General features: G+C 59.7%; 19 protein-coding genes and 2 pseudogenes. 14 read left to right on the forward strand and 7 right to left on the reverse strand.

The window, feature by feature from the left end; all coding sequences use genetic code 11:
- Positions 1-79: 79 nt before the first annotated feature.
- The 7 genes and pseudogenes from HDG37_RS36590 to HDG37_RS36625 all read right to left on the reverse strand — a co-directional run bounded on the left by HDG37_RS36590 (position 80) and on the right by HDG37_RS36625 (position 7,980).
- Positions 80-385, reverse strand: coding sequence for a hypothetical protein (locus HDG37_RS36590; RefSeq protein WP_184056191.1), 306 nt, complete (start codon positions 383-385; stop codon positions 80-82).
- Positions 382-1,017, reverse strand: a complete 636-nt coding sequence (locus HDG37_RS36595) for a hypothetical protein (RefSeq protein ID WP_184056193.1) — start codon at positions 1,015-1,017, stop codon at positions 382-384. Before HDG37_RS36595 ends, HDG37_RS36590 begins: the two co-directional genes overlap by 4 nt.
- 418 nt (positions 1,018-1,435) lie before the next feature.
- Positions 1,436-2,815, reverse strand: a complete 1,380-nt coding sequence (locus HDG37_RS36600) for a hypothetical protein (protein ID WP_184056195.1) — start codon at positions 2,813-2,815, stop codon at positions 1,436-1,438.
- A 902-nt stretch (positions 2,816-3,717) separates the two neighbouring features.
- On the reverse strand, positions 3,718-4,398 hold the full coding sequence (locus HDG37_RS36605) for a sel1 repeat family protein (RefSeq protein ID WP_260335245.1): 681 nt from the start codon (positions 4,396-4,398) through the stop codon (positions 3,718-3,720).
- 756 nt (positions 4,399-5,154) lie between these two features.
- Positions 5,155-5,631 (reverse strand): annotated as a pseudogene (locus HDG37_RS36615) (FAD-dependent oxidoreductase); the annotation flags it as partial.
- 86 nt (positions 5,632-5,717) lie between these two features.
- Positions 5,718-6,698 carry a quinone oxidoreductase gene (locus HDG37_RS36620; protein ID WP_090806707.1) on the reverse strand — a complete coding sequence of 327 codons (981 nt, stop codon included), beginning with the start codon at positions 6,696-6,698 and terminating at the stop codon, positions 5,718-5,720.
- A 217-nt stretch (positions 6,699-6,915) separates the two neighbouring features.
- Complete coding sequence (locus tag HDG37_RS36625) at positions 6,916-7,980, reverse strand: 3-keto-5-aminohexanoate cleavage protein (RefSeq protein WP_184056236.1); 1,065 nt, start codon at positions 7,978-7,980, stop codon at positions 6,916-6,918.
- 946 nt (positions 7,981-8,926) lie between these two features.
- On the opposite strand from HDG37_RS36625, the gene HDG37_RS36635 reads away from it, so the two are divergent.
- The 14 genes and pseudogenes from HDG37_RS36635 (at position 8,927) to HDG37_RS36700 (ending at position 22,726) form a co-directional block, all read left to right on the forward strand.
- Positions 8,927-9,103 (forward strand): hypothetical protein, encoded by a 177-nt coding sequence (locus HDG37_RS36635; RefSeq protein ID WP_184056200.1) that lies wholly within the window; start codon positions 8,927-8,929, stop codon positions 9,101-9,103.
- Between the two features lie 116 nt (positions 9,104-9,219).
- Positions 9,220-10,341 (forward strand): porin, encoded by a 1,122-nt coding sequence (locus tag HDG37_RS36640; protein ID WP_184056202.1) that lies wholly within the window; start codon positions 9,220-9,222, stop codon positions 10,339-10,341.
- Between the two features lie 28 nt (positions 10,342-10,369).
- Complete coding sequence (locus HDG37_RS36645) at positions 10,370-10,744, forward strand: BON domain-containing protein (protein WP_090806701.1); 375 nt, start codon at positions 10,370-10,372, stop codon at positions 10,742-10,744.
- 254 nt (positions 10,745-10,998) lie between these two features.
- Positions 10,999-11,671 (forward strand): annotated as a pseudogene (locus HDG37_RS36650) (enoyl-CoA hydratase-related protein).
- Between the two features lie 37 nt (positions 11,672-11,708).
- Positions 11,709-12,191, forward strand: a complete 483-nt coding sequence (locus tag HDG37_RS36655) for a hypothetical protein (RefSeq protein WP_184056204.1) — start codon at positions 11,709-11,711, stop codon at positions 12,189-12,191.
- Entirely contained in the window at positions 12,160-12,525 is a 366-nt protein-coding gene (locus HDG37_RS36660) for a hypothetical protein (RefSeq protein ID WP_090806699.1), read from the forward strand. Before HDG37_RS36655 ends, HDG37_RS36660 begins: the two co-directional genes overlap by 32 nt.
- Positions 12,526-12,877: 352 nt before the next feature.
- On the forward strand, positions 12,878-13,720 hold the full coding sequence (locus tag HDG37_RS36665) for a TauD/TfdA family dioxygenase (RefSeq protein ID WP_090810166.1): 843 nt from the start codon (positions 12,878-12,880) through the stop codon (positions 13,718-13,720).
- 234 nt (positions 13,721-13,954) lie between these two features.
- Positions 13,955-14,779 (forward strand): GntR family transcriptional regulator, encoded by an 825-nt coding sequence (locus HDG37_RS36670; RefSeq protein ID WP_184056206.1) that lies wholly within the window; start codon positions 13,955-13,957, stop codon positions 14,777-14,779.
- An 851-nt stretch (positions 14,780-15,630) separates the two neighbouring features.
- Positions 15,631-16,926, forward strand: a complete 1,296-nt coding sequence (locus tag HDG37_RS36675) for an MFS transporter (protein ID WP_260335246.1) — start codon at positions 15,631-15,633, stop codon at positions 16,924-16,926.
- 293 nt (positions 16,927-17,219) lie between these two features.
- A complete protein-coding gene (locus tag HDG37_RS36680) occupies positions 17,220-18,803 on the forward strand; it encodes a methyl-accepting chemotaxis protein (RefSeq protein WP_184056208.1) in 1,584 nt (527 codons plus the stop codon).
- Positions 18,804-18,886: 83 nt separating this feature from the next.
- Positions 18,887-20,095, forward strand: coding sequence for a CaiB/BaiF CoA-transferase family protein (locus tag HDG37_RS36685; RefSeq protein ID WP_184056210.1), 1,209 nt, complete (start codon positions 18,887-18,889; stop codon positions 20,093-20,095).
- Positions 20,096-20,311: 216 nt separating this feature from the next.
- A complete protein-coding gene (locus tag HDG37_RS36690) occupies positions 20,312-21,061 on the forward strand; it encodes an electron transfer flavoprotein subunit beta/FixA family protein (RefSeq protein WP_184056212.1) in 750 nt (249 codons plus the stop codon).
- 14 nt (positions 21,062-21,075) lie between these two features.
- Positions 21,076-22,011: an electron transfer flavoprotein subunit alpha/FixB family protein gene (locus HDG37_RS36695; protein WP_184056214.1), complete on the forward strand. Its 936-nt coding sequence runs from the start codon at positions 21,076-21,078 to the stop codon at positions 22,009-22,011.
- Between the two features lie 43 nt (positions 22,012-22,054).
- On the forward strand, positions 22,055-22,726 hold the full coding sequence (locus HDG37_RS36700; RefSeq protein ID WP_184056216.1) for a hypothetical protein: 672 nt from the start codon (positions 22,055-22,057) through the stop codon (positions 22,724-22,726).
- Positions 22,727-22,754: the final 28 nt, after the last annotated feature.

Here is a 22,754-nt window from a genome sequence, read left to right on the forward strand (position 1 = left end):
GGCAAGCGTGGTTCGCGGTGTCTTCGTCTTCTTCATCAGACAGCTCAGAAATTTTGCTGCCCAATTTTAACCCGGCCCCTTACTGCAACAAAACCCTTAGACGAGCATACCCGGCGACCCGTATGTAGCTGACCAGCGCGCGAAACCCAAACGGCCGTCCGTCCGGATGCGGCGACAAGGCCCGTTCAAGCCAGCGATACAGCTGGTGTCGGTCGACACCAGTAGACTTCTCAATCTGTTTGAGCGATTCGCCGCGTACGTAGCGTTGAAGCGCCTGCATCCGCGCCTCGAAAGTGCGGCGTGCTTCTTGATCGAATTCGGTGTAGGCAACAGTCGGCCATGCCGCGAAGTCAATTGCCTGAAACTCCGGCCGGCGGCGGTTCATGTCGTTGTCTCCACAGCGATAAACGAAGTGAGCAGCGATAGAGCCTGCGTGCGCAGATCTGGCGCACTGAGTCGTCCGGCATGCAACATGTCGAATACGGCTGCGCGGACGAGAACCGGGTCCCCAATCGAGACCTCCCGCTCGATCTGAAGCAACGTACGGGGACGAGCCAGAAAGCGCTCGATCGCACGCGGCAAGGACGGCGAAACAAGGTTCCTGTTCGCCACAATGCACGGCAGTATGCGTTGCCAGTTGTCGATCCACACCCGCGCAGCTGCGAGGGCTGCAGGCGACACTTTCCGGACGGGCAGTGCTCCTCCATCGAGTTGACGATGGGATATGCTTGTGTGTTCATTATCAACCGTATCATCAAGGATAACTAACTCTTGGCGATCAACGTAGCGGACCCAAAAATCGGCAAGACGCTCCTTCCCGCTGACATTCACACAACCGGGCCGCTCGCAGAAGACGATCACCGCAGGATCCGCCTGGAACAGAATCCACTGCTCAAGCAGATCGCGTCTGTAGAACGTCAGGCGTCGCGCCAGCTTCGGACTGAAGCCTTCGAACCGGTGTGCGCCACGCGGGCGAGCAAGCGCGACCGGCTCTGCTATGTGCAGAGAATTTCCCATAACTTGAAGGCCTTACGGACGGGCTTCGAAGTGTAGGACGCGAAGTGACAAATATAATGCGGACTTATGCGAATTGACGGTTTTATTTCGTTCGGACTGCAAGCAAAGTTGTCACAGCTGCGGTTCGTCGGCCCGAATTGTCAAGGTACGGGCGGTGACACATTTAATGCGGTCTACGGGTGGACCGAACGCAAGGCGATGCAAGAACTGATGCGCCGGGGCGTGCCGTCAGGCTAGGGCAATTTCTCGACCATTGCGCCCCGGGACCCCGGCATTGGCGTGATGTCGTCCTGGAGGACAAGATCCGCAGTTTCCCGTCGATCAGGAAGAGGGCGATCATTCGCGCGCACCGTGGCCGGGCTCGGCCGATGTGCTTCCTGCGTCATTGCAGATCAGCTCATGGCACGCTACCACCGCCTCATAACAGGACTGCCTGCTGCAAAAGCTCCAGCGCCTTGAGCTCGTCCAGTCGGCCCGTGCGTGCCTTGCCTGCCAGCGTCTTGAGCAATGCCTCCGCGATCGGCGCAATGCCGTGAAGATGGTCCAGGCTCGTCACGGACGGGGATAGCGACTCGCGCGATTGCGGAGGTGTTGCGGGGGCCGCGAGCGACTCAGCGGTTGCCGCCTTGGCTGCCACCGGTTCACCATCACTTGCGTCAGATTTGCGACCGGCAGGTTCGTCGGGAGCATCAGCGACGTGATGCGGCTGGCTGACGACGATCATCCCTTTCTCGGAGACATCTGCCGAACCGGACGCGCGGTCTTTCGCACCGGTCCGAACGTCCGCCCGCGAGCGCCTCGCGTTCGCCGTCGCATCGGCGGGCTTCGCCGATGCGCGATCTTCCGTTGCGGCCGCGAGTGGCTCCTTCGGTTCAACGGATGCACGGCCGCGCGCGGCAGGCGTGAGCAAACGCGACACAGACTCCGGGATGTCGGCTTCCGAACGCGGCGTGTCCAGCCAGCCAGCTGGCAAAGCAAGTCGTTCGGTGAAACGGTTTGCTTCAACACTGTCGAGCCGTTTTTTGCCATACAGCCGGTGGGCCATGTTGGATCCGCTCATCTTCATGACCACACCGAGTCTTGCTTTCGATCCGTTACGAGCCGTCAAAACATGGAGGTTCGCGCGTCGAATTTTCTCTACGTCACCGCTGTCGTCTAACGCCAGTGGTCGCTGTTGGTTTCCCCCGACAGATGTCCTGGGTTTCGAAGGTGAACCTTTTCGCGACGCACGTGGGGCAGGCGGTTCGGCCATCTGGCTTCGACTGTTTCTGACGGCCCTGGGCGAGTCGCCCGTTGCTTTTTTCGGCATCTGCGCTTCCCCCGACAAACTGTCTTCAGGATATGGTTGCTGGCCGCCGTGAACGGCGGAAGGCGGCATGGGTGTTTCCGACACTGCTTCCGGTTCGTCGTCGGCCCGGACGAAATCGAGCGGCGATTTCAGGCGGGCGATGGTTTCGGGCGCAAGCGCAGGATTGGGCTGGTCAAAGAAACCGTGAGGCAAACCAAGCGTGGTTTCCATGTGAAAGGCGGTCTCGGGCGTGAACCTTTCACCCTTCGTCAGCTCGGCCACTCGCGCCATGTTCGATCCCAGTCCCAGCGCGATATTCTCCGCGCCTACCGTATCCACCAGAAACTGGAACGATCGTGTCTTGAAAATGGAGGCGGTCTGGGCAGAGTCCCTGGCCGGTGCATTGACGTACGGCGGTCTCGGCCGGTTCGGCTGGGACTGTTTGACGTGACGAGGTTGGCGCTGGCCGCTGTCCCGAGATCCCGCATATCGTCCGCGGGTTTGACTCATATAGTAGGGCTCCATGCGATCACTGGTGTGCTGAGTGCGATTATAGATGACGCGATGCTGGCATTGGATGCCGAACGACGCGATAGCGCGAAAACACACGGGGGGAATCCGGCCATAGTGTGGTACTGGCTAACGTCCGCGCTCTCCGGTCGCGATCTGGTGATGCTGGTCTGTAAAGCAATGCATAGTCTGCCATTTGCCGGTCACACGAAATCGTCGGATATCAGGCAGGCGATGGAAGACTGATGCGCCGGCTCTCTCTCGTTCAACGCAAAGCGCGGCCGGCGGTTGATGCGTCGGTGGTTAGCGAACCGGGGCTGGTCAGTCAGCCCCTCGAAAGTCCAGCCGAACTTCTGCAGGCCAGAATGATTCGGGTTGCCAGGCATTTCTTGCCAACGTGCCATCAGTGATGCACGAGATCTGCCGATCTCCGAAGCACCTGGGCAGCGCATACACCACCTTGCCGATTCGCATCGCCGGTATCGATCGATCGGGAAAGCCTGCTCGCCGGGTCGGCGCGGTTATTTTCTCACTTTGCATTTCGCGAGGACCTGCATTCAGACAATGCGCGTCCTCGTATCACGAAAAGCGGAGAGTTTCTGTGCTGCAATGTCGCCGCTAGCCATTGATGACAGCGTCCATGGAGTGGCGGATGTCGCCAATGCCTGACGCAGCTTCCAAGCGAAGAGGTGCGGATAGTGCCACTTAGTGACACTGCCTGTGTCGTCACGAATGCGCCCGACAGAACGTGAGGTGCTGACTACGTATGGATGTGACCGCTTCGATCCGGGGACTGACACACGCGGCACCACTTTGCCCTGCCGGCGTATCTGCGGCCAGCTCAACGCGGCTTCACTTCTTAACCTCGTCCTCCGTCTCGTCCGGCGGGCGGTAGGGCACCTTCACCGTAGCGCTGCCAGACGGCGTTGGCAACGCATGTCACCCCCGCCGCGGCGATAGCTCTGTATGGCCTTCGTGCGGTCCTGGGTAACGCTCTTCTCTTCGGCGCCCCACGCGCCCTCCCAGTAAAGCCCGAGATTGTATGCTGAGGCCTTGTGGCCCAGTGTGATGGCCTGCTCGTAGAGCGTTTGCGCGCGGCTCGTATCGACCGGCATGCCCCGCCCAAGGCGTGCGCTATCGGCCAGCGCCGCAGCGGCCATGCCGCGAAGATGGCCGTCCGCGGTCTCATCCTTCATCACGTCTTCGAAGATCGCATTACCTCTCTCAAGGTCCGCCTCGCCTCCGGTTGGTGTGACGAGAGAAATGGCCATTGCCATCCGCCAGGCGGGATGCCGGTTAGCACCAATGCACTCAAGCAACCAGCGGCCGAGATGCGGCGCACGACTGAGCGTGCTGGTGAGAAGAGCATTGGCGATCGCGGCGAGCGACTCGGGCGACAGAAACCCGGTCTTGTTTGCCGCAATGACGTGACGGGAAAACTTCTCGACATCCAGAGTAGGGTCAGCGAGGCGCAACTGATGCCATTCACGCTCGATCGTTCCTACCCAGCTTTGCATTTGCATGGTGAGCAACACGTTGGTGAGGAATGCACCTGATTCTAGCTCACCTTTCGTGGAATGCAACTTTCTGAGTTCGTGCGTCCCGTTTGCATGCGTTCGCCAGATGGAGGGTTGCCACCGTTTCCCCGTCTCAGTCAGATGACGATTCTGAGCAAAGCTTCAATCTTTGTGGTGTGATCCAGCGCGGCGGTGAGTCGTGCACGGAGTTACGAAGTGTTGGCAGGCACTGGCGCCGCCTGCAACATCAAGGCGGTGGCGCAGACCGTAGTTGGATGATCAGGCATAGATGGCGACGGTATTCATATCGCGACTTGTGGCAAGATCCGAACCGGATGACAGAAACGGGTTCGCGAGCCCATAGGCAAGTGTATTCGCCAGCCTGCTTCGCACGACGTTGGAGAAGGAGGGTGTCCTACGATGGCTGATGCATTTCAACTCGTTGCCCTGGCGTTGCCCGGCGACGTCGCCCCCGAGTCACTGCCCGCCATCGTCCACCAGTTCGTCGCGGATTGCTGGCCCGGTATGAGCCGCAGCCAGTTGATCGCCCGCGCCCGGCGCTTTGCGCTGCGGCCGTCGCTGCGCGCCTATCGCCCGAGCGCGCCTGGAGACATCGGACACTTTGCGCTCACACTTATGGTGGGCGCGCAGACCGTGTCCCTGATCGCGCATTTGCGCCGCGTCGCACAGCGGCGCGCATCCGCACGCAATCGCAAGGCGGCCACCGCCTCGCGACCGCCGGCGCGATCCGCGTCAGACGTCGCTCTTCTGAAAGGGCGCCGAACTCGACGACCTTCATCGAATTCGGTGCCACGCACTATCCGTTTCGCCGTTGGTACGGGCGCGCGGCACAGCTGCCATCGGCAGGCTTGCGACCCGGACCGGAATGCCTCGTGTTGTCGCTTCTATCTCAGTGATGCCGATTCTTCCCAGCTCCGGCTCGACAAAGAGCGCGTACGGGATAACCCTGTCTGTCTTTGTCCGTAAGCCTCCGTCCAGAACCGATTTCAGTAAGCGATAGTCGTCAAAGGAAGCGTGTGTGAACATGGGCGTGCCGGGAACTTCACCGATTGCCCACGTGTTCTGTGCAGTCGTTGCGAGTCGCTCGTCTGTGACGATGAAGCCGCGCAAATCAACTTCAACTCCTGCCGCTTCAAGACCAATATCTCGGGCGTTGGGGATACGCCCTGCTGCGACGAGAATATGCGTGCCCCGTACGGCGCTGCCGTCTGCGAGGGTGATTGTTACTTCCTGCCCAGAATGTCCTTCGACCCGTGCAGCCCTAACGTTCACACGTATAACCGTCCGGCAGCAGGTCATTAACGACCTGACCCGACATGCCGAATCACTGGGCTACGTTCCGCAGCCCAAACAGCCTGACATACTCAAATCACGAAAATGGAGGACCCCGTAGTTTTTCGAGCCTCCAGGTCCTGATGTGCCTGCACCGCGTCCTCCAGGGCATACCGCTGATTGATCCCGATGCGGATGCGGCCTGCCGCCACATGGCCGAATAGCTCATCGACCAGTTCTGCCTTCTCGGCCGGATCGGCGATGTAGTCGGCGAGACCCGGGCGGGTCACGTACAGCGAGCCCTTGCGGGCCAGAATTGCCGGATCGAACGGCGGGATTTTGCCGGAAGCGGTGCCGACGCAGACCAGCAGGCCGCGGCGCTTGAGAGAGTCTAGCGAGGACATGAAGGTGGTCTTGCCCACGCTGTCGAAGACCACGGACACGCCCACTCCGTTGGTGAGTTCCCGCACGCGCTTGGCCACATCGTCATGACTATAGTTGATCGTGTGATCACAGCCGTGGGCGCGCGCCACCTCCGCCTTGGCGTCAGTCGAAACCGTACCGATCACCGTCAGGCCGAGCAGTTTGGCCCACTGCGAAACGATCAGGCCAACACCGCCTGCTGCGGCATGCAGCAGCACGGCGTCGCCAGCTTTGAAAGGGTAGATTCGGCGCACCAGGTAGGCGGCGGACAAGCCCCGCATGGTCATGGCCGCCGCAGCTTCGCAACTGATGGCCTCCGGCAGCTTGATCAGCGGCGCGGCGGAAATCAGCCGCTCCGTGCTGTAGGCGCCCAGCGTGTTGATGAAGCCCGTGTAGGTTACACGGTCGCCGACCGCCAGATGGGTCACGCCGGCACCGATGGCCTCGACCACGCCGGATGCCTCGTTGCCGAGGCCGCTGGGCAGCGGAACCTCGTAGATACCGCCGCGAAAGTAGGTGTCGGCAAAGTTAAGACCCACTGCCACGTGGCGGACGCGCACCTCTCCCGGTCCCGGCTCTCCAACTTCAGCGTCCTCAAAACGAAGGACCTCGGGACCGCCTGTTTCGTAGAATTTAACGACTTTTGCCATGTTGTCTCCTGTCGACCAGAGTTGGCGCTTTAGCGCCTTACTCTGGTCCCATGCAATATCTGCGGTCGACCAGAGTTGGCGCTTTAGCTGTCGACCAGAGTTCGCGCTTCAGCGCGCTACTCTGGTCCCATGCAAAGCCCTTACTCTGGTCCGATGCAAGCTGGTTGCGGATATGTATTGACTGCCGCAGTTCGCCTGCGGCTCGCTAGCGTTTACTTCACCCTTGGGTCGGCTTGCGCAGGAAGCCCTGGTTGCCACCGTTACGATTGGGCGCGAAGCCGTTGGCCTGAAGCGTCTCGTCAGCCGTGTCGTAGAAGACCCCAATCTTCATGATCTCTCGCGCCTGTTTCGCTGTCGCGATGGGACGGCCAAATTCGCCTGAAATGCGCACCAACTGCTTGATCTGCTCGACGGAGCTCATCTTGCCCGTGCGGGTCTGGTTCCAGAGCACATCCTCGATGCCGCACCGCACATGCAGACCCAAGGCGATGCCAATCATATTCACGGGCAGCACATTTAGCACCGAACTCTCCACCGTCACCACTGCGCCGTCGGGCGCAGCACGCAGGAAGTTGGCTAGGTTGTAGATGTTCGCCTGATCCATGCCGCCGCTGATAGCCACCCAGTTCATCACCAGTGGCCCCTTGTAGACACCGCGGCGAATCATCCGCTCAATCGTTTCAAAGCTGTTGATGTTGTAGCACTGAAACTCACTTTGGATTCCGGCGGCTGTCAGGCGTCGGATGTGCTCTTCGGCCCAGCTGGGATTCGAGGGGGCAATCATATCCTTGTAGGTTGCATAGAGGTGCGGGAATCCTCGCGAAACGCCCTTGAAGTCATCCATACCGGCATGCTCTGTCACGTTCATCTGTGTCGTGTTGACGGTGACAGTCACCTGGTCGGGCTTCGGATCGAGTTCGGCCAGCATATGCCGCGTGTCATCGCTTAGCCATTGGGCGGCTTGGCCCTCGGATTCAGGCGCGAAGCTGATGGAACCGCCCACCTGGATGACCATTTCCGGCACGCGGGCGCGCACCCCGGCGATCAGTTCATTGAACATGGACAGGCGCTTGCTGCCCTTGCCATCGGCTTCGCGCACATGCAGATGCAGCACGGTGGCACCGGCTTCGTAGCAATCCACCGCCTTCTGGATCTGCTCCTCCATGGTGACAGGGATATCTTCCGGGAAGTCTGAGGGAATCCAGCCCGGCGCATAGGGAGCGGCTGTAATGATCAGGGGCTGCTGGTTCTCGGGATACAGGTGGCCGTCAAGGAAGTTCATGGTGATGGATCTCCAAGTTGAAATTGTGAATAGTGAGAATGTCGAACTGGATGAGAAAGCTTTAGTACCCCATTCGCAGCACCATCGAGTGTCTGATGCGACCAGTGAATCATCTGGCCGGGCGTCACTTCCTGCTTTACATTGCATGCCTTGCACTTGACTTTTCATGACAGTAATCCGCTGACGCAAGAGCGCCGGATCATCGACTGCCGCATCCACGATCCGGACAGCGACGGCAGGACGAAACGAGGTCAAGTGCACATCATGCTGACCAATCTGGTTCATTGTCAGCACCTGACTTTCTTCGGGTTCCTGATGAACCATTGGCATGCCGCGCGCGATTCTGTCGGAAGCAATGTGCTGCGCAATGAATCGTTCCTTCTTCAACGTGCTTCTCAGCGGCTTAGACAATGAGACGGATGCGTCGGCGTGACGTCATGGTGGGTCGGCATCACAATGCCGACCATGCACGCGTAGCAAAGCGCTTCATGAGTCATCGGAGTGAGATTCCCCCTCGGGACAAACCCTGAGGCAATCCGCGCCGCAATCCGTCGAGCGGCATGAGTTTGGTTCACCAATATCTTCGCAAATGGCTGCGTCGAGAGCATCGGAATCCCTCCGTTCATTGACTTCACATCGGCCGCGGCAGTGCAAGGCCACTGTGGTTCACAGTGTATCCCCATAAAATAATAATGTCGACAAAAATAGAAGTGCGGAATCTGTCGCGAGTGTCGCGGTCGCTTGTCGCGAAGCCATATACCGTTCTGCCTGCCAGGTCGACTCAGTATAAGTATTAATGTCGACATCAACAATTTTAGAGGATGATCGGCATTGTCAGTGTTCAGTCGGCAAGCCGGGCCGTTGCAGGAAGGCCCCGGAATCGTCGAGGGATCGTCAAGTTGCGCATCCCGTCCAAATCAGTCGACGGGCATGAAAAGAGGGCGCCATGAAGTGGAAAATCGTCGATATCGAGGCGCCGTCGTCGTTATTGAGCGGCGGCGCGTATGCGGGGTCGTCGGTCACCCTGGATGGGGCGATCGCCGCCGGCCTTCTGTATCAGAAGTCGTCGGCGACATCGTTCAGTTCCACAGCTCCAATACCGGGAAGATCTTTCGCTACATGAACGCGCGCATGCACCGATTGCGCCGGCAGCGGGGATCGACGACCCCGCGCCATTCGGTAACAGGCAAGCATCCCCCCGGGCTCGCCCGGTCATCATAAAAGGCAGAGGCGACGTCAATGAAATTGAAGTGGAGCGGAGTAGCAATACTCGCGGTATTCGCCAGCACAGCGCATGCGCAGTCGTCGGTCACGTTGTATGGCGCAATCGATTCGGGCGTTTTCTTTCAGAGCACGGCGGCGTCCTCGTTCGCGCCGAACGCCCACAACAACGGGCACGTGTACGGCATCAAGGACGGCAGCCTCTATGGGAGTTTCTGGGGCATCAAGGGGACCGAAGACATCGGCGGCGGCTACAAGGTCAACTTCAGGCTACAGGGGGTGTTCAACAGCAGCAACGGCAAGGTCGGGCTGCCCGACACGACGGGCACGACTGCGATATTCAACCAGCAGACGACGGTCGGCCTCTCCGGACCGTTCGGCACGTTCGACGCCGGACGGCAATACACGCCGATGATCTACGCGATGGCCGATACCGACGTCCGCGCGGCGCAGTACTTCGGCAGCATCCTGGGCGCATGGCTCGGGCTGAACCAAGCCGCCGGCTGGCCCGGGACGAACACGAATGTGCCGCTCGGCGCGTTGTATGACAGCAACGCGCTCGTCTACCAGACACCGAAGTTCTACGGCGTGTCAGCCGCGCTCGAGTACGCGCCGGGCGGCGTGGCGGGCCAGATTCAGGGCGGTACGCGCGAATCGGCGGTGCTCAGGTATTCGAACTACGGCCTCAATCTGTCCGCCGTCTACTACAACGCCCACGACACGAACCTCGCGGCGGCCGCGCCGACCGGGTACGACAATAACCGCCTCTATTATTTCGGCGCGAAGTACACGTTCCGCGGCGTATCGGTGTCGGCGTCGTACGGGATCGGCAAGAATCCGTCGAACACGCGCCTCGCGGACTACGAAATGATTTCGGGTGGTCTCGGCTATCAGTTCACCCCGTTCTTCAAGATCACGTCTGGCTTCTACTACCTGAAAGATCGCAACAACTCGGCGAACCATTCGAGCGAATACTCAGTGGGCGCGGAATACAGCCTGTCGAAGCGCACGATAGTCTCTGCGCAGGTCGGGTACGTTGCGAACCGCGGGACGATGAACCAGACGATCATGTACGGCCAGATCGTCGCGCCGGGCGTATCGACCACGGCCGCGATGATCGGCCTGCGTCACAGCTTCTGATGCATTGAAATCGAAACGGAGAGCAACGATGAAAACGATGAATGGACTCAGGGTGGCTCTTGGCGTCGCGATCGCGGCAGTGTCGATCGGTGCGTGGGCGCAGGACGGCGCGTCGGCAGGGGCATTGGCTGGCACCGCAGCCTCCGCGTCGAGCGGCATGACGGCCAAAGCCGCGCGGCAGGCGAATCGCGCGCTGCGACGCAAGGTGTACGCAGCGCTTGCGAAGCACAAGGAGATTGACGCGGGCAACATCAGCGTCACTGCGAAAGGCGGGGCCGTGATGATCAGCGGCACTGTCCCGGAGGCGTCGCAGATCAATACCGTCACGGAGGTCGTGAATGGCGTCGCGGGGGTGGCGTCGGTGACCAGCAAGCTCACGGTGCAGCGGCCGTTCGGTCAGTAGTGCAGCGCGCAGGCCAGTTCAGTTTGAATTGACAGACTTGCCCAATGGATGTGAATCTGATTCGAGTCTGCAAACCGGGTGCGACTTTTCCCGGTCGACTGCGCCTTGCGGGAGTCAGGGTTTCCGATGGACCGTAATGATCGATCGTCGACTAGGCGACGAAGACCATTAACTCGCGCGCTATATCGCGCTTGGCCGGAGTTAAAGCCATGAACGAAGCGGTTCTCAAGCATCGCGATGGCGCGGTGCAAGTGATGTCCATCAACAACTCGACCGCGCGCAATGCGGTGACTCATGAGTTATGTGATGCCCTTCCGGCCGCGCTGGCTGAAGCGCAGGCCGATCCGGGTATAGGCGCAATCGTTCTGACCGGCGTTGGCAATGCCTTCTGCGCTGGCGGCGATCTGGACCGGCATGCGCAACGACCCACGACGACGCCGCTGGAGCTTCGCGCAGGAATCGAACGTCTGCACGACCTGATCCGCTCGATTCGCAGTTGCAGCAAGCCGGTGATCGCCGCAGTCGAAGGTTCAGCGTGCGGGTTTATCGATTGCGCTCGCGTGTGACATGCTGGTTGCCGCTCGCAATGCGTCTTTCTTTGTGGCGTATGGGAAGGTCGGCCTTTCGCCCGGCGACAGAACCGCCGCGCTCCCGTCCGAATTCGTCTCACGGCGAGTGCTGACGGAACTATGCCTGACGGGCGAGCCTGTCACGGGCGAACGCATGCATGGATTGGGTATCGTCAACCGCCTCGTTGACTCAGGGCGCGCGCTCACCGAGGCGATCTCCATGGCAGTGACGTTCGCGACCGGTCCGCAGCGGGTGATCGTCCGGATCAAGACCTTGCGTCGTCACGCTGACAATACCCTCGAAGCGCAACTGGAACTCGAAGCCCGGCATGTGATGGAGTCTGTCGCCCTTCACTGATATGCAGGCCGGCCGTTCACGTAAGGAGGAACCTGTCATGAAAGTCATCTCTCACCTCGACAAGGTGCGACGCCTGGCGGTGCTTCGGCAGCACCTCGACCCGTTAGCCGACTTCGAATTGTGGTTCTGGACCACGCTGACCGCGAGCATCAACGTGTTCAACGCAACGCTTCATCTCGCTGGTCTGACGCGTGACGACCCTGTGTTCTCCACCATTCCCGGCGTGCACGTTGTGAAGCAACCGGACGGCAGCTACGCACGCGAGTTGCGCGGGCTCGGCGATGTGAGCCATGTTGGCTGGCCGGAGATCGTGGGAGACATACCTCAGGCCATTCGGCAACTCGAACACGCGTTGCATACCATCGAACATCACCGGGATCCATGCATTCGCGGAGATCGCGTTCCAGTACAAGCCATTGTCGACGAATGTGAGCAAGCGTTTACACAAGTCATGTACACATTCGAACAGGCGTTGAAGGGTACCGAGTATGAAAACAGAGAATCATCGGCTCAAGGCTGAAAACATCGAGACGTCGCTGAGGTTTCTCGGCAAAGATGACTGGGAAATGAAAATTGAGGCAGCGATGCTGGCTGGGACACACTGGGCGAACTACGCGCTGCATCGCCGCGGCGTCACTTCAGACAGTGAGGACATCGTCCACAACTCGATGCTGGTCGTGAACATGCTGCGCAAGTATTCCCTTGCGGAAGGCGCACTGCTTGGTGCGCTGACCGAAATCGAGGAGCTTCGCCCTCTTTATGTTCGGGGAGATTTGCCAGACGGTTCTCGCGCCGCAGCGCGAGCGCTGGAATTGCTTCAGTTGATCAGCGCGCTCGCCAGGCGCCCGCCATGACTGCTTCAGCAGAGAGCGTCGCGATGATCCATCCGGCTATTCAAGCTCCAGTTGCGCGATCAAATGAGTGCTCACGCACTACCGACAGCCCGAGCGGCGGCATCAATAACTCGCGATCAACCGGGCCTGCGGCGTGCGCGGCGCACGGCTAGCCATACCTGCCATCGTATTTCGCGACCGACCAAGCCTAAGGAACATAACTTAATGTCGACATAAATAAAACGGTCTGCTATCGTGTTTGTACAGATGCAGGGCAAACAATATTTTACGGTTTCGTAAAGCTGCGGCGCCACGCGGCGACGGTGGGGGGAATTGGCGAAATTCCTACCAGAACAAGGAGATATCGCTCATGATTAAGGTAGAAAGACTGACCGCTTGCATTGGTGCCGAGGTGTCCGGTGTGAGCCTGGGAGATGCGTCTCGTGATGCATCGCTGTTCGCAGAAGTCAAGGCTTTGTTGCTTAAGCACCGAGTCCTCTTTTTTCGAGATCAAGATATCTCTCGGAAAGAGCATGTAGCCTTTGCGAGCCGTTTCGGGAAATTGGAAGAACATCCGGTTGCGGAGAGCGATCCGGAAAACCCGGGCCTCGTGCAGATCTATCGATCGGAACAAAAGAATCCTTACGAAAATAACTATCACAGTGACGGACTTTGGCGGCCGAACCCATCTATGGGCGCCGTGCTGCGCTGCGTCGAGTGTCCAGAGGTTGGGGGTGACACCATCTGGGTCAACATGGTAGAGGCTTATAAGCAACTACCAGAAGAGATCAAAAAGCGCATCGAGGGATTGAGAGCAAAAAGCAGCATTGAGCACTCGTTCGGTGCGGCAATGGATCTGGAGGAACGAAGAAAACTTGCGGCGCGGAATCCAGAGGTGGAGCACCCTGTCGTGCGGACGCACCCGGAGACTGGCGAAAAGATTCTATACGTCAGCAGCTTCACGACGCATTTCGCCAACTACCACACACCTGAGAATGTGCGTTACGGTTTGGACAAGACGCCAGGTGCGAGCCTTCTGCTGAATTATCTGCAAAGCCAGGCATCGATCCCTGAGTATCAGGTTCGCTTCCGGTGGAAACCGAACAGTATTGCCATCTGGGACAACCGGCCAACGCAGCACTACGCGGTAATGGATTATTGGCCGGCTCCGCGCAAGATGGAGCGAGCAGGAATCGAAGGCGATAAACCATACTAACCGTTTGCCTGTCCTCGCGAGGCTCGGGGTGTTCGGGCTCCAGCCCGTGGTCGCAGTCCGGTTTTGTATGGATCTTTGATTGCCTCGGTCAGCGCGTCGTCATGGCTGTCGCCCTTGGTACCCACCGTATACTCGATACGCCCGTTGGCCAGGGAGTTGTTGTCGACATTACAATGCTGGAGACTATAATGGTCAAAGGATTAAATTCGACGAAAATTCATTGCGCTATACGCCATGGCCCGAAATAAAACGCAGAACCTTCCCGATCTTTCCTCGCTCCTTACGCCCAAGAATTCACTGATGCTGGCAGTCGAGCGGGCGGTGCTGCGTGGGCAGGACTGGGCGTATGCCTCGGTGCCGATTGCCGAGCAGATCGCTGCCCGGCTGGCCGGGGTCATTACGCTTGACCTGGTGAAGTCGGGGCAACGCTTGCTGGAGAAAGATATCAGCGAGGTGTTGCACGTCAGCCGCGCGCCGGTGCGCGAAGCGATGCGTATTCTGGAGCGGGACCGCCTGGTCGAGTTTCAGGCCAGGCGCGGGGCGATTGTTACGGCGCCCGACGAGAATGAACTTCGGGACATTTTCCGTGTGCGCAGCGTGCTTTACGTCACGATGTTGGAGCAGGTGGCGCGCGAAAGCCCGTCCGAACTCGAGGCGTTGCTGAACGCGCATATGCCAAGGCTAATCAGGGCGGCCGAGGAGTCGGTAGACGCCTATGCTGTGGAAAGCTTCCTCCTGAATTTCAACACGGTCGATCTGTGCCGCAACCGGCTTCTGGTCGATGTCCTGCACTCCATCTCATTGCGAACCCTGCGATATGTCCGGCTAGGATTTGTGGCTAAGCCTCAATCGGTTCGCGCATCTTTAAAAGTCTGGAGCGCGCTGCAGAAGGCCGCGATCAAACGGGACAACAAGCTACTGCTTTCCCTTGCAGCCTCGCGGCTGGACGACGCCAGGGATGCTGCCATTCGCGCAATCGTTGCAAAACCGGCAGACAGTCGACCTGCACGTGCCCCAAAGGCGGCGCGGGCCGAAGGAGCCGCCGCCTCTACAGAGTGAGTCGCTCCCGGCGTGCTCTGGACGGTTGAATCCGGATTGCCCGGCGTTCCATCTTTTGGAACGCCGCGGTGGGTTTTCCGCTGCCAGTGACCCGTCTATCGTGGCCGCGATGCGGCACGAATTGATTGGAACATTCCCTGCATAGTGGCGGCACGATGGGATGTCATGTCGTCGGAATCGACTTCGCTTCCCGCTCATCCATCCTCTCCTGGACGCTGGTACGCTCACCTAATAGCAGACACCGTATACCAGCACCTCCGGTTGTTTGCTACACGCCGATGCGGGGATCATGCTCCCGCGTCAGCGGATTCGCGTACACGCAGAGCATCATGCCGATCTCGCGATCAGGCCACGCACGTTCCAACTTTACTTGCGCCGGACCAGCTCGATCCGGTGCGAGAAATCCCTATCGAGGATCGTTTCGTCGTGCCCCCACTATTACGAACCTTAGCTTTGCTTGGGGTTTACGCCGCTTCGAAACAGTTCGTTCCTGCGCTCAGGCGTGACGTTTCGCGTGCGGCAAATAATTAATGTCGACAAAAATAATTCTCGGTGCTATCCTGAAATCAGTGTCCGTCGTCTGGCGCTTCGCAGCCGCAAGGGAGGCTTTGGCGCAACACTTATACGGAGGGTATTCATGCTGGCGAGCGCCTTCCACAAGTCATCAAGACGCTTGAAATAAGCGTCGAAATCCAAAGCGCGCACGGCGATACAAAGAAAGCGTTCGGCGATGCTGGCGGTCAGCAGAAACTACTGCCGGTCCCGGTTTAGCGGTCTTGCTTCACACGGGCCAGACGACGCCAGGCGGCACGATTCAATATGAATTTAGAGAATCATTGGAGGAGACAGAATTGAGCCCTTATACAAGTAACGTAGTGCCGGCCGAGTCGGCGGCGGCTACCAGTGGCGCCCGAGTCTACGCCTGGGTGGTATTTGCATTGATGTTTTGCCTTTTGCTGTCTGACTACATGTCGCGGCAGGCGCTCAATGCCTTGTTTCCGATCTTGAAAGTGCAGTGGCAGCTGACCGATACAAAGCTCGGTTCGATTAGCGGCGTGGTGCCGTTGGCGGTCGGCGTGCTGACCCTCCCATTTTCCATAATCGCGGACCGTTGGGGACGTGTCAAAAGCATTGCACTGATGGCTGTGCTGTGGAGTGTTGCCACGCTCGGGTGCGCGATTGCCAGCAGCTACAACGAGATGTTTCTCGCGCGCATCTTCGTTGGTGTTGGCGAGGCTGCTTACGGAAGTGTCGGACTCGCGATGCTCATGAGCATCTTTCCAAAGCGACTGCGCTCTACCATTGCCGGCGGCTTTACGTCTGCCGCTGCCTTTGGGTCCGTGCTCGGTGTTTCGCTTTCCGGCGTCGTTGCGACTCACTTTGGCTGGCGCTGGTCGATGGGCCTGATGGCGGTCTTTGGTTTTGTGCTGGTGATCATTTACTTCTTCGTCGTCTCGGAAAAAAGGCTCGCGCGTGCGCATGCGGCCAATGCGAGCGGAACGCCGGTGGCCGAGCGTCTGAAACTGACGCCCCAAGCGCTTTTCTCAGGTCTGCTTCCGTCCCGTTCCGTCTTTTGTGCGTACCTTGGCAGCGCCCTGCAGATCTTCATTCAGGGCACGCTTTTCGTGTGGCTGCCCAGCTACCTGAATCGCTACTGGGATATGCCTGTCAGCAAGGCGGCCGTAGTGGCGGCCGGCCTTGTCCTTGTCAGCGGCATGGGCCAACTCCTGTGCGGTGTGATCACCGACCGGATCAGCCGGGACTCGTCGCTTAAGCGGTGGAACATGGCCATTGGTTATTGCCTCGTGCTAGGCATCCTGCTGGCGGTCGCGTTCCGCTTGCCACCGGGCAATCTGCAGCTCGCGCTCCTTGCGCCCGCGGTGTTTTTCCTTGCCAGTTCGTTCGGCACATGTAGCGCGATTATTGCTGGGGCAACACCGCCAGCTATCCATGGCTCGGCATTTGCAACACTGACGCTGTTCAACAATATATTAGGCCTCGCAGCGGGTCCCTTCTTCACCGGTGTGATAGCGGACTCGGTGGGTCTTCAAGGCGCGTTGCGCCTGCTTCCCCTCGCGGCAGTTCTGCCCTTGACGGTGTACCTCATTGGCCGGTGGTGGCACATCGCGGAAGCGCGACGCGGCTGAGCATGCTGCCGGCGTGGCGAACCTCCTCGACTGGACGGTTTCTGATGTCCATGTTCCGGGTGGTTCGCCTTGATGGGCCAGCTACACCGCTTACGCCGGGCGAGCTTTGTGCTCTGCACAGCATCGATGGCCGGGATCGCATTGCCGCGTGACGTTTCCGTCTTGCCACGGCGGTGCCGGAACTCGCGTGCGAGCCTGGCTGACCATTACCAACGCAGCACATCGTTACATGCGGCCGTCTGATTAGGCGATTTTGCCTGCTCGCGGCTAGCGATTGGAAGGTTCACAAACATATGAAGCTGTCTTTCGTGCAGAAGGTTTGGCTGCCGCTGATCCTGAGCCTGTTGTGTCTCGCGGGAATATCGATCTACGAAGCGTATCAGACGAGAGAGGTGCGGCTGGACGAGCGCAAGGCGGACCTGAAACACGCGTCGGAGCTCGCCTTGAGTGTCGTCAAGACCTTTGGCGACCAGGTGGCAGCCGGCTCGATGCCCTTAGCGGAAGCGCAGAAACGCGCCATGGACAGCATCCGGAACATGCGGTTCGGCAAAGATGGCTATTTCATGATCCTCAATTCGCAGTCGCACATCCTGATGCACCCGGCGAAAGCGGAGCTGAACGGCATGGATGTCGTCGACTACAAGGATCCGAACGGTGTGTATCTCTTCAGGCAGATGGTCGCGGTCATCAAACACGAAGGTAAGGGCTTTACCGCCTATACCGCTGCAAAGCCGGGAGTCACCGGATTTTTGCCGAAAATCGCCTGTAGCGTGAGCTATCAGCCGTGGGACTGGATTCTCGCGACGGGCCTCTATGTCGATGACCTCGATGCGGCATTCCACTCGTCGCTGTATCAGAGCCTCGGGATTCTGGTGGTATTGGCCGGCGTTTTATCGGCTGTCGTAGTACTGCTCAACCGTGGCATCCTCCGCTCACTGGGCGGAGAGCCGTCTAATGCCGCCGAGATTGCCAACCAGATTGCTAACAACGATCTGACCGCCGTAGTGAAGACCGCCCCAGATGACCGCTCAAGCCTGCTGTTTTCAATGAAGCGCATGCAGGAGCAACTTATGCAAACGATCGGCGCGATCAAGATCTCGGCCGACTCGATTGCCACCGCCGCTCATCAGATTGCAGCGGGTAACCAGGATCTGTCGCAACGCACCGAAGAGCAGGCCGCCTCGCTCGAGGAAACCGCCTCTAGCATGGAGCAACTGACCTCTACCGTTACCCAGAATGCCGACAATGCGAGTCAGGCCAACCAGCTCGCGGCACAGGCCGCCCAGATGGCGGAGCAGGGCGGCACCGTGGTGTCACGCGTGGTGGAAACCATGGAAGGCATCAATGCCAGCTCGGACAGGATCGCCAATATCGTTGGCATCATCGAAGGTATCGCCTTCCAGACGAATATCCTTGCGTTGAATGCGGCCGTCGAAGCGGCGCGGGCGGGCGAGCAGGGGCGGGGCTTTGCGGTGGTGGCCTCCGAAGTGCGTTCGTTGGCACAGCGTTCTTCGGCGGCAGCCAAGGAAATCAAGGATCTGATCCGCGATTCCGTCGAACGGGTGCGGACAGGCGCTAGCCATGTACAGGAAGCCGGAACGAAGATGCGCGAGATCACTCTCGAGATCCGGCGCGTGACCGACATCATGGGTGAAATCAGCGCTGCGTCGCAGGAACAGAGCAAGGGCATCGGCCAGGTCAACCAGGCCGTCACGCAGATGGACGAAGTCGCACAGCAGAACGCGGCCCTGGTCGAAGAGGCAGCGGCCGCAGCCAGCTCGCTCAAGTCACAGGCAGGCGACCTGAAAACCGCCGTTTCGATGTTCAGGCTGGACGTTTCGCACGACGCCGGCGCCAGGGGGCTGTCGCAGCCCTGAGTTGCGCTCCGACTGCTCATTCGCGCCAGTAAGAGGGTCTTCGCTTGCTATTCACCAGAAACTCCTGCAAATACGGACTTGCTATGTCAAACCTGAATCCATCGCTGCCGCTCGCGGGTGTACGCGTGCTCGATCTTTCCCGCGTACTGGCGGGCCCGTGGTGCGGCATGGTGCTGGGCGACCTCGGCGCCGAAGTCATCAAGGTCGAGCACCCGAAACGCGGCGACGACACGCGCGATTGGGGCTTGCGCGTCGGATCGACCGAGACGGCCTATTTCAATAGCGTCAACCGCAACAAGCGCTCCGTGAGCCTCGACCTGCAAACCGCCGAGGGCCAGCAGATCGCGCGGGATCTGGCTCAGAAGAGCGACGTCGTGATCCAGAACTTCAAGTTCGGCGGCATGGAGAAGCTGGGTCTCGGCTACGAGCAACTGAAGCAGGACCACGAGGACCTGATCTACTGCTCGATTTCCGGCTACGACCGCACGGGACCGGAAGCCGCGCGTCCCGGCTACGATCTGGTGGTTCAGGGCGAGGCCGGGCTGATGGCGCTCAACGGCGAGGCCAACCAGCCCCCGTTGAAGTTCGGGATTGCCGCAGTCGACATGTTCACCGGGATGTACTCGGCCCAGGCCATTCTGGCGGCGCTCTTCGAGCGTCAACGAACCGGCAAGGGATACCACATTGAAATGGCGCTATTCGATTGCGGACTGATGATCACCTCGTATTGCGGGGTGGAAGCGCTGATCTCGGGCGAAGACACGCCGCGTTACGGAAACGCGCATCCTTCAATCGTACCTTACGGTGTGTTCGATGCCGCGGATGGGCCGCTCGTCATCACGGTCGGCAACAATAAACAGTTTGAGCGCTTTTGCCGGGAGGTAATCGAACGGCCCGATCTTGCCGAGGACGATCGCTTTCAGACCAATATCGGCCGCGCCGCGAATCGGGCGGTACTGGTGCCAGAAATCGATCGCGAAATTGGACGAAGAGAGCGCCGCAGTCTGCTCGACCGTTTGACGCAGGCCGGCATTCCATGCGGTGAAGTTCTCGGGCTCCACGAAGCGCTGGCCTCGAAGCGCGCGAGGGATGGCGCGCTCGTGACGGCGCATCCGCATCCCGAGGTTGGCAGCACGCAAGTCCTCGCTCCGCCCTGGCGCTTCGACGGCGCGCGCTTGCCGGTACGAACCGCGCCGCCTCGACTGGGGGAGGGCACGGACGACGTGCTCCAGACGTTGCTCGGGCTGTCCGGTGAGCAACTCTCCCGGTTGAAGGCTGACGGCATCATTTGACGTCGCGCGCGGACGCAACATTGCGCCCCTGATTACGTGATCCGATGCCGGGACTTTTCTCCACGGGTTCAAGCCTCCGACCGACATCGCCATTCGTCTCGGGTACGACATGGAGCGTGTGCTGGCGCGTCTGACGGGACGCGTAGTTCAACTGAGCGGGTTTTCGGGAGTGTTGCACGCTTACGCAGACACTCGTCATCATTTTGAGAGAACAGTATGAAGATTCTGGTACCAGTCAAACGCGTGGTCGATTACAACGTGAAAGTCCGAGTCAGGTCGGATGGCATGGGTGTCGACATCGCGAGCGTGAAAATGTCGATGAACCCGTTCGACGAAATCGCGGTTGAAGAAGCCGTTCGTCTGCGGGAAGCGGGTGTGGCGACCGAAGTGATCGCCGTGTCGTGCGGTGTGACGCAGTCGCAGGAAACACTGCGTACGGCGCTGGCCATTGGCGCGGACCGCGCGATCCTGATCGAGTCGAACGAAGACCTGCAGCCGCTGGCCGTCGCCAAGCTGCTGAAGGCGCTGGTCGATAAGGAACAGCCTGGGCTGGTCATCCTCGGCAAGCAGGCCATCGACGACGAGTCGAACCAGACTGGTCAGATGCTGGCTGCGCTGGCGAATCTGCCGCAAGCCACATTCGCCTCGAAGGTTGTCGTGGCCGACGGTAAGGCTACGGTGTCGCGTGAAGTCGATGGCGGCACCGAAACGCTGTCGCTGACGTTGCCCGCTGTGATCACGACCGATCTGCGCCTGAACGAGCCGCGTTACGTCACGCTGCCGAACATCATGAAGGCCAAGAAAAAGCCGCTGGAAGTCGTCAAGCCGGAAGACCTTGGTGTTGACGTCACGCCGCGTCTGAAGACGCTGAAAGTCGCCGAGCCGCCGAAGCGCTCCGCCGGCGTGAAGGTGCCGGACGTGAAGACGCTGGTCGAGAAGCTGAAGACCGAAGCCAAGGTGCTGTAAGGGAGACGGACGAAATGACGAATCTGGTAATTGCAGAACACGACAACGCGTCGATCAAGGCCGCGACGCTGAACACGATTGCAGCGGCGCAGAAGATTGGTGGCGATATTCACGTGCTGGTGGCAGGGCACAATGCACAGGCTGCGGCCGATGCAGCGGCGAAGATTGAAGGCGTCAGCAAAGTGCTGCTCGCCGACGCGCCGCAACTTGAAGCAGGTCTCGCTGAGAACATCGAAGCGACGGTGCTGAACATCGCGAAAGACTACACGCACATCCTCGCGCCGGCAACTGCTTACGGCAAGAACATCGCGCCGCGCATCGCCGCGAAGCTCGATGTCGCGCAGATCAGCGACATCACCGCAGTGGATTCCGCCGACACGTTCGAGCGCCCGATCTACGCCGGTAACGCGATCGCAACGGTGCAATCGCAAGACCCGATCAAGGTCATCACGGTGCGCACGACCGGTTTCGACGCCGTGGCGGCCGAAGGCTACAGCGCATCGGTGGAGAAGATCGAAGCGGCAGCAGACAGCGGCATCTCGCAGTTCGTGAGCCGTGAGGTGACGAAGCTGGACCGTCCGGAACTGATCTCGGCGAAGATCATCGTCTCGGGTGGCCGCGGTCTGGGCAACGGCGAGAACTACACGAAGGTTCTGGAGCCGCTGGCCGACAAGCTGAACGCCGCGCTGGGCGCATCGCGCGCGGCAGTCGATGCGGGCTTCGTGCCGAACGACTACCAGGTCGGTCAGACCGGCAAGATCGTCGCGCCGCAACTGTACGTGGCCGTCGGTATCTCGGGTGCAATCCAGCATTTGGCCGGCATGAAGGACTCGAAGGTCATCGTGGCGATCAACAAGGACCCGGAAGCGCCGATTTTCAGCGTCGCCGATTATGGTCTGGTGGGCGATCTGTTCACGATCGTGCCGGAGCTCGTTAGCGAGCTCGGCTAACCACCACTAACGCAACACTTCCTCATGAGACTCCATCCTGAATGTGAGCAGGTTCGGGCCCAGGCTCGCCGGCGCGGGCGGCTTCATCAACATCTCGCAGGCTGCGAAGAAGGTTGTGTTTGTCGGAACCTTCACTGCTGGCCGGCTGCGGCTCACCGTCGGCAACGGCAAGCTCAGGATCGTCGAGGAGGGCGCCGCGCGCAAGTTCGTGAACGAAGTGGAGCACCGCACCTGCAGTGGCCGTTATGCGGTGAGCCGGAAGCAGGTGGCGCTCTACGTGACCGAGCGATGCGTTTTCCGGCTCGCCGAGGACGGACTCGAACTCATTGAGATCGCGCCCGGGGTGGATCTGGAAAAGGACATTCTCGCCCTGATGGATTTCCGGCCGATCATGTGCGAAGCGCCGCGACTCATGGACGCGCGCATCTTCCATGTGGAGCCGATGGGTCTGCGTGACGAAATGCTGTGCCTGCCACTGGAAGAACGCTTCACCTACGATCAGCAGCAAAACCTGTTCTTTGTGAATTTCGAAGGCTATACGGTCAAGTCGCTCGCCGACGTGGAGCGTATCCGCAGTCTCGTCGAAGCGAAACTCGGTCTGCTCGACCACAAGATGTATGCGATTGTTGATTACGACAACTTCGCCATCCTGCCCGACGTGCTCGACACCTATTCCGTGATGGTGAAAGGACTGATTGAGCGTTTCTATTCGTAAGTCACCCGCTACACCACCAGCACTTTCC

Source organism: Paraburkholderia sp. MM5384-R2, assembly GCF_014201025.1.
In the GTDB taxonomy this organism is placed as follows: Bacteria; Pseudomonadota; Gammaproteobacteria; order Burkholderiales; family Burkholderiaceae; genus Paraburkholderia; species Paraburkholderia tuberum.

Bases quoted from the DNA above. Each gene is read 5' to 3' on its own strand.
- HDG37_RS36590 (WP_184056191.1), bottom strand. From the start codon at position 385: ATGAACCGCCGCCGGCCGGAGTTTCAGGCAATTGACTTCGCGGCATGG.
- HDG37_RS36595 (WP_184056193.1), bottom strand. From the start codon at position 1,017: ATGGGAAATTCTCTGCACATAGCAGAGCCGGTCGCGCTTGCTCGCCCG.
- HDG37_RS36600 (WP_184056195.1), bottom strand. From the start codon at position 2,815: ATGAGTCAAACCCGCGGACGATATGCGGGATCTCGGGACAGCGGCCAG.
- HDG37_RS36620 (WP_090806707.1), bottom strand. From the start codon at position 6,698: ATGGCAAAAGTCGTTAAATTCTACGAAACAGGCGGTCCCGAGGTCCTT.
- HDG37_RS36625 (WP_184056236.1), bottom strand. From the start codon at position 7,980: ATGAACTTCCTTGACGGCCACCTGTATCCCGAGAACCAGCAGCCCCTG.
- HDG37_RS36635 (WP_184056200.1), top strand. From the start codon at position 8,927: ATGAAGTGGAAAATCGTCGATATCGAGGCGCCGTCGTCGTTATTGAGC.
- HDG37_RS36640 (WP_184056202.1), top strand. From the start codon at position 9,220: ATGAAATTGAAGTGGAGCGGAGTAGCAATACTCGCGGTATTCGCCAGC.
- HDG37_RS36645 (WP_090806701.1), top strand. From the start codon at position 10,370: ATGAAAACGATGAATGGACTCAGGGTGGCTCTTGGCGTCGCGATCGCG.
- HDG37_RS36655 (WP_184056204.1), top strand. From the start codon at position 11,709: ATGAAAGTCATCTCTCACCTCGACAAGGTGCGACGCCTGGCGGTGCTT.
- HDG37_RS36660 (WP_090806699.1), top strand. From the start codon at position 12,160: ATGAAAACAGAGAATCATCGGCTCAAGGCTGAAAACATCGAGACGTCG.
- HDG37_RS36670 (WP_184056206.1), top strand. From the start codon at position 13,955: ATGGCCCGAAATAAAACGCAGAACCTTCCCGATCTTTCCTCGCTCCTT.
- HDG37_RS36680 (WP_184056208.1), top strand. From the start codon at position 17,220: ATGAAGCTGTCTTTCGTGCAGAAGGTTTGGCTGCCGCTGATCCTGAGC.
- HDG37_RS36685 (WP_184056210.1), top strand. From the start codon at position 18,887: ATGTCAAACCTGAATCCATCGCTGCCGCTCGCGGGTGTACGCGTGCTC.
- HDG37_RS36690 (WP_184056212.1), top strand. From the start codon at position 20,312: ATGAAGATTCTGGTACCAGTCAAACGCGTGGTCGATTACAACGTGAAA.
- HDG37_RS36695 (WP_184056214.1), top strand. From the start codon at position 21,076: ATGACGAATCTGGTAATTGCAGAACACGACAACGCGTCGATCAAGGCC.